This window comes from Curtobacterium sp. Csp2 (assembly GCF_013347165.1).
This window is the reverse complement of the sequence record NZ_CP054593.1, coordinates 119,753-133,203: the sequence shown is the minus strand read 5'-3', so window position 1 is coordinate 133,203 and position 13,451 is coordinate 119,753. Positions and strand designations below refer to the sequence as shown.

Below are 13,451 nucleotides of genomic sequence, written 5' to 3'. Positions count from 1 at the left end.
GCCGCTCGAGGTCTTCCACGACCTCGACGAGGAGCAGGGGGTTCAGTCATCTCGGGTCACCCGCGCCCGCCGCGGTCGGGCCTTCGCGTCGGGTGCGTCGTACCGCGGCGCCGCGTTGACGGCCTTCGTCAGCGCCGCATCCACCGCGGTGACGGTTATCAGGTCCGCGGGCGTGCACTTGAACACGTCGCAGATTGCGGCGAGGACAGGCAGGGAGATGCGCTCGGGGCGCTGCTTAACCAGGCGCCAGATCTGGGCTGCGGACAGGTTGATGCCCCGTTCAACGAGATGGGGCGCGAGGTCCGTGGAGTTGTGCATGCCGTTGCGTGCCATCAGCTCGGCAAGGTGCCAGGTGTAATCGGTGTCGCGTCTCATGAGCTTCCCGTCGTCGTTTGAAGGGCATCTCCCATCATGCCGTCCAGCACAGCCCGCAACGTGGACGTTCGGTAGTCGCTCGAGACGCCGGTGTAGATCGCCGTGGTCGAAGCGTATTCGTGTCCGACCTGCTGCTGCACGAACAGCGCATCGAAACCGTCTTCGATCAAATGTGTGATGTACGAGCGTCGCAGGGAGTGGAACGTGACTTCCTCGCCAAGTCCAATCTCGGCGCGGACCCGGCGGAACTTGGACTGCAGCGTCGCCTCCGAGACAAGCGTTGATCGCTCAGTGGGGAAGAGGTCGAGCGACTCGCCGCGGAACCGAGCACTTCGCTCTACCCATTCGGAGAGAATCTCAGACCCCCAAGGCAGGACCGCGAGCACGTTTCGTTGCTTGTAACCGCTGCCCTTCATGGCTTTGCCAAAGCGCACGTTGAGGTGCCCGTATTTGCCGAACTCCGGCGCGTAGGGGTTCCTGGTAAAATCGACGGTCTGCAGGTGGCGGACCTCGTTGATGCGGAGTCCGAACATATAGGCAGTCTTCAGCACGGTGGCGTCACGGAACGCCGTCATCCACCCCTTGCGCCCAAGACGCGCGATTCGGTCGGCGTCGTCATCCGCCACGTCGAAGAAGGATTGGAGCTCGCCTCGAGTGAACGCGCGCCTACCTCCACCGTGCTCGACGTCCTGCACATGGCGCGCCGTGTTCCAGTCGTTGATCACTCGTACGGGATGAGTCCCGAAGAGCTCAAGGCAGCGTTCGACCCACCCATAGCCAGGGTCGCAAACGTAGTCGCAGAAGAGCTTCAGCGCGTTTTGGTAGCTGCGGATTGTGGTGTGGAGGTTGTGGTGAACCGATCGACGATCGGCGAAGAACTCATCGACTGACTGCAGCGTCCAGTCCCACGGGTACGTGCCAGCGTGATCGACGAAGATCCGCACCAACCGTTCGCGCTGCTCAACCGTCTTGAGGGCGAGGCTCCGGGCAAGCTGCTGATTTCGGAAACCATGCAGCATCTCCTCGAACGTCTGCGCATCAGGGCGGAGAAGGGGGAGTCGGTGAGGGTCTACGACGAACAGGCCCCGGTCGTCAACAGTCATTCCGATCCTTTCACGAGACGCGAGAATCATGCATCAGCTGAAGGATCCGCGCAAGCAGTGGGTTCGGATCGGCGCGTCTAGACTTCGCGCGGCGAGTCGCGTGGCCCGCCCGCAGGGACCGAGCGCCCCAAATATGCCCGTAGACGAGCAAAGGTGGCTCGGGCCAGTGGTCGGAGTGGCTCGAGGCCAGGATCTTGCGTCTGGTTGGATAATACCGGGTTGAGTTGACATAATATGCATTATCGGCGCTTGATCGCAGCGTAGTCCGATCGACTCGAGGACACAGAACACGCCGCCCACGATCACCGTGGGCGGCGTGTCCTGCGTCGTCGTCAGTGCTCGGGCGTCTCGTCGCCCGTGGGCACGTCCTGGCTGTCGATCTCGAGCGCGGCCTGCTCCTCGCCGTGCTCCTCGAGGTCCGAGCGGTCCGTGTCGGGCTGCTCGGGTGCCTCTGCCTGCGTGGTCTCTTCTGCCGGGTCCGGCTGGCTGTACGTCATGCGGCGGACGCTACTCGTCGCGACCTGGCGGGGTCCCGCGGGTGCGTTCGCGCAGTGCGCAGCCCGGCCACGGACCGGACGGGAGGCACGTGGCGACGCCGCCACGTGCCTCCCGTCCGGTGTCGTCGTCAGTTGTTGAGCATCTGTGTCGCCACGACCGCCGTCAGGATGAACCCGATGATGGCGAGCACGATCGCGACGGCCGACAGCACGATGCCGGCGAGGGTCATCCCGCGGGCCTGGCCGCGACGTCGGGCGATGATCCCCAGCACCAGACCGACGATGCCGGCGATCAGGCCGACGATGGCGACGAGCAGACCGAAGACGACGCCGACGATGCCGAGGACCAGCGAGCCGATGGCGAGGCCGTTGCCGCCGCTGCGGACCGGGGCTCCACCGGGGGCGTTCGGGGCCGGCGGGTAACCGTTCGTGGACATGGGAGCTCCTTGGATCAGGGGCCGGTGATGCGGGCGCACCCGGCCGTCACCGCACACGGTATGCGTTCCGTGCGCGTTCGGTTCAGGTTGCCCGGGCGTTCGCTGCCGGTTGTGTCAGTGCTCGTCGACGCCGGCGGGACGCACGTACGCGGCGAGGTGCTCTCCGGTGAGCGTCGAACGGGCGGCCACCAGGTCGGCCGGGGTCCCTGCGAAGACCACCCGGCCGCCGTCGTGCCCGGCGCCCGGTCCGAGGTCGATGATCCAGTCGGCGTGCGCCATGACGGCCTGGTGGTGCTCGATGACGACGACCGTGCGACCCGTGTCGACGAGCCGGTCGAGCAGCCCGAGCAGCTGCGCGACGTCCGCCAGGTGGAGGCCGGTCGTCGGCTCGTCGAGGACGATCACCCCGCCCGGGTCCCCGAGGTGCGTCGCGAGCTTCAACCGCTGGCGTTCGCCACCGGACAGCGTCGTGAGCGGCTGCCCGATGGTGAGGTACCCGAGCCCGACGTCGACGAGCCGTCGTGTGACGGTGTGGGCGGCGGGGACGCGCGACTCCCCCTCGGCGAAGAACCGTTCGGCCTCGGCGACGGACATCGCCAGGACCTCGCTGATGTCCCGGCCACCGAGTCGGTAGCCGAGCACGGACTGGTCGAACCGCCGACCGCCGCACTCCGCGCACGGCGTCGAGACCCCGGCCATCATGCCGAGGTCGACGTAGACCACACCGGCGCCGTTGCAGGCCGGACAGGCGCCCTCGGAGTTCGCGCTGAACAGGGCCGGCTTCACCCCGTTCGCCTTCGCGAACGCCTTGCGCACCGGTTCGAGCAGCCCGGTGTACGTCGCCGGGTTGCTGCGGCGGGAACCGCGGATGGCGCTCTGGTCGATGGCGACGACCCCGTCCAGCGTCGCCAGCGACCCGTGGACGAGCGTGCTCTTGCCGGAGCCGGCCACGCCGGTGACCACCGTGAGCACACCGGTCGGCACGTCGACGTCGACGTCCTGCAGGTTGTGCCGGTCGGCGCCGCGGATCGGGATCGCGCCGGTGGGTCGACGGACGGCGTCCTTGAGCGCGACGCGGTCGCCGAGGTGCCGTCCGGTCACGGTGTCGCTCCCCCGGAGCTGGTCGACCGTGCCGGTGAAGCACACCCGTCCGCCGTCCGAGCCGGCGCCCGGGCCGAGGTCGACGACGTGGTCCGCGATCGCGATGACCTCGGGCTTGTGCTCGACGACCAGCACGGTGTTGCCCTTGTCGCGGAGCCGCAGCAGCAGGTGGTCCATCCGCTCGATGTCGTGCGGGTGCAGGCCGGTGCTCGGCTCGTCGAACACGTACGTGACGTCGCTCAGGCTCGAGCCGAGGTGCTTCACCATCTTCACCCGCTGGCCCTCTCCCCCGGACAGCGTGCCGGTCGGCCGGTCGAGCGACAGGTAACCGAGTCCGATCTCGACGAAGGCGTCGACCGCGTGCCGCAGGCCGTCGAGGAGCGGCTGCACGGACGGCGCGTCGAGGGTGCGGAGCCAGGCGGCCAGGTCGGACACCTGCATCGCGCACACCTCGGCGATGTTCCGGCCGGCGATGTGCGACGACCGGGCGGTGTCGTTCAGGCGGGTGCCGTCGCAAGCGGGACAGGTCGTGAAGGTCACCGCCCGGTCGACGAAGGCGCGGACGTGCGGCTGCATCGCCTCGCGGTCCTTCTGCAGGAACGATTGGCGCACCCGGAGGACCAGGCCCTCGTAGGTCATGTTGATGCCGGCGATCTTCCGCTTCGTCGGCTCGTGGTACAGGAAGTCCGCCCGCTCCTGTTCGGTGAACTCGCGGATCGGCTTGTCGCCGTCGACGAACCCGGACTCCGCGTACATCCGGACCATCCATCCGTCCCCGCCCCATCCCGGGATCGTGATCGCGCCGTCGGACAGGGCCTTGGTGTCGTCGAAGAGCTGTGCCAGGTCGATGTCCGAGACGCTCCCCCGTCCCTCGCACTCGGCGCACATGCCGCCGAGCCGGGAGAACGAGACGTGCTCAGCCTTGGCGTCCTTGCCCTTCTGCACGGTGATCGCCCCGCCGGCGGTGACGGTCGCGAGGTTGAACGAGAACGCGTTCGGACCCCCGACGTGCGGTTCGCCGAGGCGGCTGAAGAGGAGCCGGAGCATCGCGTTGGCGTCGGTGACCGTGCCGACGGTGGACCGAGGGTCGGCGCCGATGCGCTCCTGGTCGACGACGATCGCGGTCGTCAGCCCGTCGAGGAGGTCGACGTCGGGGCGGGCGAGCGACGGCATGAAGCCCTGTACGAAGGCGCTGTACGTCTCGTTGACCATCCGCTGCGACTCGGCGGCGAGCGTGGCGAACACGAGGGAGCTCTTGCCGGACCCGGACACCCCGGTGAAGACCGTCAGTCGGCGTTTCGGCAGGTCGACGTCGACGTCGCGCAGGTTGTTCTCGCGCGCGCCGCGGACGCGGATCCGGTCGTGCTGGTCGGCCGGGTGTCGGGTGGTGTCGCCCATGGGACGACGGTAGCGGCACGGCGGGCGCCGGGACAGCCCCTCAGCGGCGGCTGTGGAGACGGACGAGCTCCGGGAGCTCGGCGGGTTCGAAGGGCTCGTCGGTGGCGTCCAGCTCGTCGGCCGTCCACCAGCGGGAGGCGAGGATGTCGACCTGCTCGTCCTCGGTCCAGCCGGCGTCGGACAGCTCGAAGCCCGGCGTGCGCACGACGTAGAACTCGCTGTGGCCGCGGTCGTGGTCGGCGAGGTCCCACTCGACGGTGAAGTCCCAGGTCCACACGGGCTCACCCGGGTCGTCGACGACGATGCCGGTCTCCTCGTGCAGCTCGCGCACCGCGGCGTCCCGGTGCGACTCCCCCGGGTCCACCCCGCCGCCCGGCGTGATCCAGCGGTGCGCGCCGTCGGACGACGGCGACCGCGTGTCCATGAGGAACACGCGGTCGTCCGGGTCGAGCAGGATGATCCGGGAGGTGCGGCGCAGGCCGGGCTTGGCGGTCACCCGGACGACGTTACTGCGTGAAGCCGCTGACGTCGCCGACGAGCTTGGTGTGGTCGGCGGGGATCGGCTCGACGGCGGCGAGGGCGATCTCGGCCGCGAACTCGGAGACGCTGTAGAGCTTCCCGACCTCCTGCCGACGACCCTCGATCGCGCCCGGGTTCAGGCGGTTGAGGAGCGTCGCGGTGATGGTGCCCTCGATCATGTCGCCGGAGACGACGACGAACTCGATGCCTGCGGCGTCGAGCTGCGGGATCAGCTCGCGGAGGGCGAGCTCGCCCGCCCGCTTGCTCTTCGCGACGGGGACGTACTCGTCCATCGTCTCGGCGGTCTCGACGAAGTGGGCCTGGTGGCTCGTGACGAAGACGACGCGCGAGCCGGCCGGCATGTGCGGCACCGCGGTCTGCAGCATGTCGACCTGCGCGTCGCGGTTCAGGCGGAGCGCGTAGTCCTCGCCCAGGTCGGCCTCCATGCCGCCGGAGGCGTTCAGGACGAGGAGGTCGATGCCGCCCCACTCCGACACGACCGTGTCGACCATCGCCTGCACGGAGTCGTGGTCGGTCAGGTCCGCGGCGACGGCGAGGGCCGAACCACCCGCGGCGACGACCTTCTCGGCGATCTGCTCGGCACGGCGTGCCTTGTTGCGGTAGTTCACGACGACCTTCGCGCCGGCCTCCGCCAGGTAGCCGACGGTGTCGGCGCCGATGCCACGCGAGGACCCGGTGACGAGGGCGCGCTTGTCGGCGAGGGATCCGGGGGCGAGGGGATTCGTCACAGTGTTCTCCTGGTCGCGTCTTCCGGCCGGTCGGCCGCCGACGAGCCTACCAACCGGTCCGGGCCGCGCCGCCCGCGCTCGTCCCCGGGTCAGGGGCGGACGGTAGGTTGGAGGGAAGTACCGGCAGTCGCGACGCTGCACGCCGGCGTGCGCGACGAGGGAGGGAGTCCGCGTGAACACCGACTGGATCCAGACCATCGTCTGGATCGGACTGACACTGCTGCTCGGGGTGGTCGAGATCTTCACCCTCGACTTCATCTTCCTGATGCTCGCGGCGGGGGCGGCCGGGGGGTTGATCGCGGCGCTGCTCGGCGCACCGTGGTGGCTCGCGGCCATCGTCGCCGCGGGCGTCGCGCTGCTGCTGCTCTCGCTCGTCCGCCCGCGGCTCCTCGCGGCCCTGGGCCGGAGTGCCGATCCACACCGCACCAACATCGAGGGATTGATCGGCCTGCCCGGCACGGTCGCCGTCGCGTTCACGTCGTCGACGCCCGGCCAGGTCCGGCTCGCGAACGGCGAGACGTGGAGCGCCCGGCTCGCTGCCGACTCCCCCGACCGCACACCACCGCTCGGCGCCCCCGTGGTCGTCGAGTCGATCGAGGGGTCGACCGCGGTCGTCCGCCTCGGAGAAAGGGCCACCTCGTGACCATCTCAGCCGGGACGATCGCTCTGCTCGTCCTCGTCCTCGTCGTCGTGATCTTCGTGATCGTCGTCCTGTCCCGCGCGATCCGGATCGTGCCCCAGGCCACCGCCGGCATCGTCGAACGACTCGGGAAGTACCACAAGACCCTCAACCCGGGACTCAACATCCTGGTGCCCTTCATCGACCGGCTCCGCCCGCTCATCGACATGCGCGAGCAGGTCGTCTCGTTCCCGCCACAGCCCGTGATCACCGAGGACAACCTCGTGGTCTCGATCGACACCGTCGTGTACTTCCAGGTGACGGACGCCCGCGCGGCGACGTACGAGATCGCGAACTACCTCGGGGCCGTCGAGCAGCTCACGACCACCACTCTCCGCAACGTGGTCGGTGGCCTGAACCTCGAAGAGGCCCTGACCAGCCGCGACAACATCAACGGCCAGCTCCGGGTCGTCCTCGACGAGGCCACCGGCAAGTGGGGCATCCGTGTCGGCCGTGTCGAGCTCAAGGCGATCGAGCCGCCCGTGTCGATCCAGGACGCCATGGAGCAGCAGCTGCGTGCCGAGCGGAACCGTCGTGCGGCGATCCTGCAGGCCGAGGGCACGAAGCAGTCCCAGATCCTCGAGGCCGAGGGCCAGCGGCAGGCCGCCATCCTGCAGGCCGAGGGTGACGCGAAGGCCCAGGTCCTGCGCGCCGAGGGCGAGGCGCAGGCTATCGCGACCGTGTTCGACGCCATCCACACGGGCGACCCGGACGAGAAGCTGCTGTCGTACCAGTACCTGCAGACGCTGCCGAAGATCGCCGAGGGCACCTCGAACAAGCTCTGGATGATCCCGAGCGAGTTCACCGAGGCGCTCTCCGGCATCGCGAAGGGCTTCACGGCGAGCCGCTCCGGCTCCGGCCCGGTCGCGGGTGCCGGCGGTGGCACGGACTTCCTGGCGAAGATCTCGGAGCTCGCGAACAAGAGCCTCGCCGACACCGCCACGGTCGACGGTGCCGCCGCGTCGAACCCCCGACCGGACGCGACGGCCGCCGACATCGTCCCGGACGCGGCGCTCGACGAGCGGCTCGCGGAGTCCGACCGGAGTGTCGACGCGCACCTCGCGGCCGCGGACGACGCGACGAAGGACGTCCTCGGGGACGAGCGGCCGCAGGCATAGCCACACCCGGGCTGGCACACGCACGGCCGCACGCGACGACGCCCGTCCCGGAAGATCCGGGACGGGCGTCGTCGTGTCGGCGGCCGGGACAGCCGCGCGGGAACGGACCCAGGCGCGCGGTCCTAGGTGGCGCGGCTCATGCGCCGCGTCGGGCGCGCAGCACCGCCAGCCGTTCCTCGAGCAGCTCCTCGAGCTCTTCGCGGGACCGCCGCTCGAGCAGCATGTCCCAGTGGGTCCTCGGTGCCTTGACGTCCTCTGCAGCGACCTCGACCGGGATGCCGTCGTCGCCGAGCAGGCGACCCTCGCGACCGGTCCGGGGCTCGGACCACGTCTGGGGGACCTCGGCATCGGCCGAGAAGACGACGTCGAAGGTCTCCCCCGAGGTCGTCTGGTAGACCGCACGCTTCCGGTCGGAGAGCTCGACGCCCTCCTCGCTCTGGAGACTCTGACTTCCGAGCCGCATGCCGCGGAGACTCCGATCAGCCATGGTTGTGCTCCTCTCGCTCGTCTGCAGTCCCCAACACTGTCCCACGCGGCATCCATCCCGGTGAGGCGCATTCACAGACCGTTCCCAGAGGGAGGTGGCGGTGTTCAGCCTCGGGCAGCGGTGGAGCGCCGTCGACCCCACGGCGCGCAGGCGAGGAGCGCGAGGAGCGACCCGAGCGCGACGACGAGCGTGACCGACCCGGACGCGACGGTCGCCGGGGTCGTCCCCGTGCCGAGCGGCACGTCGGTGATCATCGACGTCGCCGTGTACGCCGGCACCCGGTCGATCGTCCGACCGGTCGGGTCGATGACCTGTGACGCCCCGACCGTGGAGATGTTGACGAGCGAGCGACCGGTCTCGACCGCCCGGAGCCGCGCGATCTCGAGCTGCTGCAGGTTCTCGTCGGTGCCGTCGAAGTCGGCGTTGTTCGTCTGGGCGAGGATCACCTGCGCTCCCCCGCGGGCCATGTCGGTCGTGAGCCCGTCGTCGACGATGTCGAAGCAGATCGCGATGCCGGCCTTGATGCCCGCGACGTCGAGGACGTTCGGCTTGGTGCCGGGCGTGTAGTCGCGCTGGAGGAGCCCGATGAGGGACGGTGCGAGCTTCGAGAAGAACCAGCGGTCCGGGACGTACTCGCCGAACGGGACGGGACGCTTCTTGTCGTACGAGGACTGCCACCCGTCGGCGGTCCACACGAAGGACGTGTTGTGCAGCACGCCCGAGGCCGTCTGCGTGATCGCCCCGGCGACGATCGGGGCGCCGACGGATTCGACGACGGTGTCCAGGGCGTCGGCGATCACCGGCTGGACCCGGGGGTCGTACTCCGCGGAGGCCTCGGGCCACACCACGAGGTCGACGCCCTTCGCGCCGACCTCGGTCGCGGCCACCTGGGCGTTCAGGACCTCGCCCGGCTGTGCACCGTCGAAGTACCCGGCGGGTCCGTTGCCCTGCACGGCCTCGATGCGGATGGTGCCGTCGGTCGGGGTCGGCCACGCGGGCACGGCGAGGACCGCGGCGACCAGGAGTCCCGCGGTCGCGACCCGGATCGGTGCACGGAGCACCGCACCAGGACCCTCGGGCACGACGAGGACGAGCGAGAGCACCACGGCGACGCAGTACACGACGACGAAGGTCACGCCGAGCACGCCGACGTACGCGGCGAGGTGCGTGAACGGTCCCTGCGACTGGGACAGGCCGACGCGCCCCCAGGCGAAGCCCTCGTACGGCCAGCTGCCGGAGAACCACTCGCGCCCCGTCCAGAGGCCCGCGACGACCGCCGGCAGCACCCACACCCGCCAGGCGACCGACCGGGACACCCGGCCCACCCACCGGTAGGCGAGCGCGATCGCGACGGCGCCGAGGGCGAAGTACGCCGCCTCGAACAGGGCGAGCGCGAGCCACGGCACCGGGCCGAGGTAGCGACCGGCCCACGAGATCGCCGGGAGCCAGAACGCGGCACCGGCGACGTACCCGAGCCACGCGGCGCGGCGGGCGCGCTGTCCCATCGCGGCGAGGAGCATGCAGGCCATCGCCGGGTAGGCGAGGAACCACCACCCGGGGGACGGGAACGAGAGCGCGAAGAGCAGGCCGCCGATCACCGCGAGCGGCAGCGCCGTGCGGAGCGGCAGGGCCGCGAACGCGTCCCGCACGGGCGCGCTCGACGACGGCCGGTCGTCTCCGGGACGACGCCGGACGCCACCACCGTGCGGGCGCACCGCGCTGCCGAGGACCGCCATGGTGCCTCCTGTCAGACCGTCGCGTAGGCGACGATGCCGCGGCGCACCGCGTCCGTCGCGCGCCGCGCGGTCGTTGACAGGTCGTCGTCGCCCGCGTTCCTCACCTGGTCGAGCAGGTCGATGACCTGCTTCGACCAGCGCACGAAGTCCCCGGCGGGCAGGTCGAGCGTGCGGAGCACGTCGTCGAGCGCGGACCCCGACGCCCAGCGGAACATGCCCACTGCCATCGCGGGCGTGGGCGGCTGCGACCCGGCGAGCCGTGCGTCCCGCTCGACGTCGTCGAGCCGCGCCCAGATCGTGAGGGTCTCGTCGAGCGCCGGACGGAACGCGCCGCGGGGCAGGGCGTGCTCGGTGCCGGGAGCGTCCTCGCGCCGCGGCTGGTAGACGATCGTGGCGGCCATCGCGGCGAGCTGCGCCGGCGTGAGGTCCTTCCAGACCCCCGCCTCGAGGCACTCGGCGACGAGCAGGTCCCGCTCGCCGTAGATCCGCTGCAGGCGTCGGCCGCCGGGTGCGACGGTCGCCTCGCCGTCACCGGTCGGCACCAGGTAGCCGAGCTGCAGGAGCACGTCCGTCACCCGGTCGAAGGTCGTCGCGACGGCGCCCGTGCGGGAGCGGATCTGCTGCACGAGCTTGTCGTTGGCGCGCTTGAGCTTGTACCAGCGCTCGGCCCAGCGGGCGTGCGCCTCGCGGTCCGGGCAGGCGTGGCAGGGGTGCCGCTGCATCTGCCGACGGACCTCGGTGATCGCCGCCTGCCGGTCGCGCTTGGCGCCGTGCGATGCCTCGCGGCCGCCGGGCACGTTCGTCCGTTCGAGGTCGGAGAGCTGCCGGCGGAGCGCCGCGTACTCGGTGAAGTCACCGAGGTGGCACTCCATGGCCTGCTGGTACCCGTCGAGCGACTCCTGCTGCGACCGCACCTTGCGGGCGAGGTCGACGACCGAGCGGTCCGCCTGGAACTGTGCGAACGAGGTCTCGAGGACCTCGCGCGTGCGCTGCCGCCCGAACTGGTCGATCAGGTTGACCGCCATGTTGTAGGTCGGCTTGAACGACGAGTTGAGCGGGTACGTGCGCCGGCTCGCGAGGGACGCCACGGCCTGCGGGTCGAGCCCGTCGGACCACTGGATGACCGAGTGCCCCTCGACGTCGATGCCCCGTCGGCCCGCGCGACCGGTGAGCTGCGTGTACTCCCCCGGGGTGATCGGCACACGGGCTTCACCGTTGAACTTCTCGAGCTTCTCGAGCACCACGGTCCGCGCCGGCATGTTCACCCCGAGCGCGAGCGTCTCGGTCGCGAACACGACCTTGAGCAGCTTGCGGCGGAAGAGGTCCTCGACGACCTCCTTGAACGCGGGCAGGAGTCCGGCGTGGTGGGCCGCCACGCCGCGCTCGAGCCCCTCGAGCCACTCCCAGTACCCGAGGACGGCGAGGTCCTCGTCGAGGAGCGTCCGGCAGTGGTACTCGGCGGTCTCGCGGATCTCGCGCCGCTCCTGCGCGGTGGTGAACGACACCCCGGAGCGGAGCACCTGGCGGACGCCCTGGTCGCAGCCGTTCCGGCTGAACACGAAGAAGATCGCCGGGAGCAGCATGCGCTCGTCGAGGACGCGGGCGATCTGCTCGCGGAACATCTTCTCGGTGCGCGGTCCGCGGTGCTCCTGGTACCCGCCGCGTCCACGGCGCCCGCGGTGTCCGCCGCCGTGCCGCTCGCTGCGGGACGCGCCGCCGACGAGCCGGAGGAGCTCCGGGTTGACGCGGTTCGTCGCCGCGGCACCGCTGGAGTCGAACAGGTCGACCATCTTCGAGCCGACGAGCACGTGCTGCTCGAGCGGCACCGGACGGTCCTCGGACACGATGACGTCGGTGTCCCCGCGGACGGTCTGCAGCCAGTCGCCGAACTCCTCGGCGTTGGAGACCGTCGCGCTCAGCGAGACCAGTCGGACCTCGGTCGGGAGGTGCAGGATGACCTCTTCCCAGACCGCGCCGCGGAACCGGTCGGCCAGGTAGTGCACCTCGTCGAGGACGACCCACGCCAGGTCGTCGAGCAGGTCGGAGCCCGCGTAGATCATGTTCCGCAGGACCTCGGTCGTCATCACGACGACCCGGGCGCGAGGGTTGACGTTCGTGTCGCCGGTGAGCAGCCCGACCTCGGACTCGCCGTAGGCCTGCACGAGCTCGGCGTACTTCTGGTTGCTCAGCGCCTTCATCGGCGTCGTGTAGAACACCTTCGGCGTGGGCTGGCGCATCGCGAGCCAGATCGCGAACTCGGCGACGATCGTCTTGCCCGCACCGGTCGGCGCGGCGACCAGGACGCTGCGGCCCTGGTCGAGGGCGTCGCACGCGGCCGTCTGGAACGGGTCGAGGTCGAAGCGCAGGTCGGTGCGGAACAGCTCGAGGTTGCGCGAACGGTTCCGGACCTTCGCCGCCCGGTACCGCTCGGCGGGGCTGAGTTCCGTGGTCATCAGGCTCCGTACTCCGCGTCGAGCTTCGCCTGGCGCTTGGCCGCCCGACGGTCGTGGATCCACGTCACCGCGCAGGCCGCGATGTAGAGCACGACCATCGGCACGGCGAGCAGGAACATCGAGATGACGTCGGCGGACGGCGTGACGATCGCGCAGAACACCAGGATGCACAGGATCGCGACGCGCCAGGCCTTGATGATCGAGGCGGCCGACAGCACGCCGACGAAGTTCAGCAGCACGAGGAACACCGGCAGGACGAACGCGATGCCGACGGCGACGATGAGCTTGATGACGAAGTCGTAGTAGGCCTTGGCGTCGACGATCGACGTGTCCTGCGCGGAGACGAAGCTGCCGAGGATCCCGACGACGTGCGGCAGGATGTACCACCCGAACCAGCACCCGGCGAAGAACAACGGGATGGCGGTGCCGAGGAACCCGAACACGTACTGCTTCTCGCGGCGCACGAGCGCGGGGACGATGAACGCCCACACCTGGTACAGCCAGACCGGGCTCGAGATGACGATGCCGATCGTGATCGCGATCTGCAGTTTCAGGTCGAAGGCCCCGGTGATCATCGGGAAGTTCAGTTCGGCGGTGTGGCCGCCGACCTCGGCCAGCTGGGTGACCGGCGCGCGCAGCGCGTCGAGCACGAACGGCGTGAGGAACCAGCCACCGATCGCGCAGACCGCGACCGCGACGACGGCCTTGAACAGCCGGTTCCGCAGCTCGATGAGGTGCTGCCCGAGCGACATGCGGCCCTCGGTGTCCTTCTTCGGACGACCGGGCCGCTCCGCTCGCC

At 70.1% G+C, this 13,451-nt stretch carries 13 protein-coding genes; 2 read left to right on the top strand and 11 right to left on the bottom strand.

The genetic code is table 11. The annotated features are described in order from the left end of the window. Positions 1-42 precede the first annotated feature (42 nt). The 7 genes from HUN59_RS00615 to HUN59_RS00585 all read right to left on the bottom strand — a co-directional run bounded on the left by HUN59_RS00615 (position 43) and on the right by HUN59_RS00585 (position 6,179). Positions 43-375, bottom strand: coding sequence for a helix-turn-helix domain-containing protein (locus HUN59_RS00615; protein ID WP_126890077.1), 333 nt, complete (start codon positions 373-375; stop codon positions 43-45). Beyond that, positions 372-1,478, bottom strand: coding sequence for a tyrosine-type recombinase/integrase (locus HUN59_RS00610; RefSeq protein ID WP_174777194.1), 1,107 nt, complete (start codon positions 1,476-1,478; stop codon positions 372-374). Before HUN59_RS00610 ends, HUN59_RS00615 begins: the two co-directional genes overlap by 4 nt. A 332-nt stretch (positions 1,479-1,810) precedes the next feature. After that, on the bottom strand, positions 1,811-1,975 hold the full coding sequence (locus HUN59_RS00605) for a hypothetical protein (protein WP_174777193.1): 165 nt from the start codon (positions 1,973-1,975) through the stop codon (positions 1,811-1,813). A 128-nt stretch (positions 1,976-2,103) separates the two neighbouring features. Further along, the gene (locus HUN59_RS00600) at positions 2,104-2,412 is read right to left on the bottom strand and encodes a DUF4190 domain-containing protein (protein WP_174777192.1); all 309 of its coding nucleotides are present in this window, start codon (positions 2,410-2,412) and stop codon (positions 2,104-2,106) included. A 114-nt stretch (positions 2,413-2,526) separates the two neighbouring features. Continuing rightward, positions 2,527-4,911 carry an ATP-binding cassette domain-containing protein gene (locus tag HUN59_RS00595; RefSeq protein WP_174777191.1) on the bottom strand — a complete coding sequence of 795 codons (2,385 nt, stop codon included), beginning with the start codon at positions 4,909-4,911 and terminating at the stop codon, positions 2,527-2,529. Between the two features lie 40 nt (positions 4,912-4,951). Next, positions 4,952-5,407, bottom strand: coding sequence for an NUDIX hydrolase (locus tag HUN59_RS00590; protein WP_174777190.1), 456 nt, complete (start codon positions 5,405-5,407; stop codon positions 4,952-4,954). Between the two features lie 10 nt (positions 5,408-5,417). Beyond that, on the bottom strand, positions 5,418-6,179 hold the full coding sequence (locus HUN59_RS00585; protein ID WP_174777189.1) for an SDR family oxidoreductase: 762 nt from the start codon (positions 6,177-6,179) through the stop codon (positions 5,418-5,420). Positions 6,180-6,351: 172 nt separating this feature from the next. Between HUN59_RS00585 and HUN59_RS00580 the strand changes: the two genes are divergently transcribed. Both HUN59_RS00580 and HUN59_RS00575 read left to right on the top strand, forming a co-directional pair. Next, the gene (locus tag HUN59_RS00580; RefSeq protein WP_231048869.1) at positions 6,352-6,822 is read left to right on the top strand and encodes an NfeD family protein; all 471 of its coding nucleotides are present in this window, start codon (positions 6,352-6,354) and stop codon (positions 6,820-6,822) included. Beyond that, positions 6,819-7,976, top strand: coding sequence for an SPFH domain-containing protein (locus HUN59_RS00575; RefSeq protein WP_141861588.1), 1,158 nt, complete (start codon positions 6,819-6,821; stop codon positions 7,974-7,976). The genes HUN59_RS00580 and HUN59_RS00575 overlap by 4 nt, the downstream gene beginning before the upstream one ends. A gap of 136 nt (positions 7,977-8,112) precedes the next feature. Here the strand turns inward: HUN59_RS00575 and HUN59_RS00570 are convergent, their stop codons facing one another. The 4 genes from HUN59_RS00570 to tatC all read right to left on the bottom strand — a co-directional run bounded on the left by HUN59_RS00570 (position 8,113) and on the right by tatC (position 13,404). Further along, positions 8,113-8,463: an RNA polymerase-binding protein RbpA gene (locus HUN59_RS00570; RefSeq protein WP_058740868.1), complete on the bottom strand. Its 351-nt coding sequence runs from the start codon at positions 8,461-8,463 to the stop codon at positions 8,113-8,115. Positions 8,464-8,567: 104 nt separating this feature from the next. After that, positions 8,568-10,199, bottom strand: coding sequence for an apolipoprotein N-acyltransferase (gene lnt / locus HUN59_RS00565; protein ID WP_174777188.1), 1,632 nt, complete (start codon positions 10,197-10,199; stop codon positions 8,568-8,570). 11 nt (positions 10,200-10,210) lie between these two features. Beyond that, positions 10,211-12,652, bottom strand: coding sequence for a DEAD/DEAH box helicase (locus HUN59_RS00560; RefSeq protein ID WP_174777187.1), 2,442 nt, complete (start codon positions 12,650-12,652; stop codon positions 10,211-10,213). Then, positions 12,652-13,404, bottom strand: coding sequence for a twin-arginine translocase subunit TatC (gene tatC, locus HUN59_RS00555; RefSeq protein ID WP_114851203.1), 753 nt, complete (start codon positions 13,402-13,404; stop codon positions 12,652-12,654). Before tatC ends, HUN59_RS00560 begins: the two co-directional genes overlap by 1 nt. Positions 13,405-13,451 lie beyond the last annotated feature (47 nt).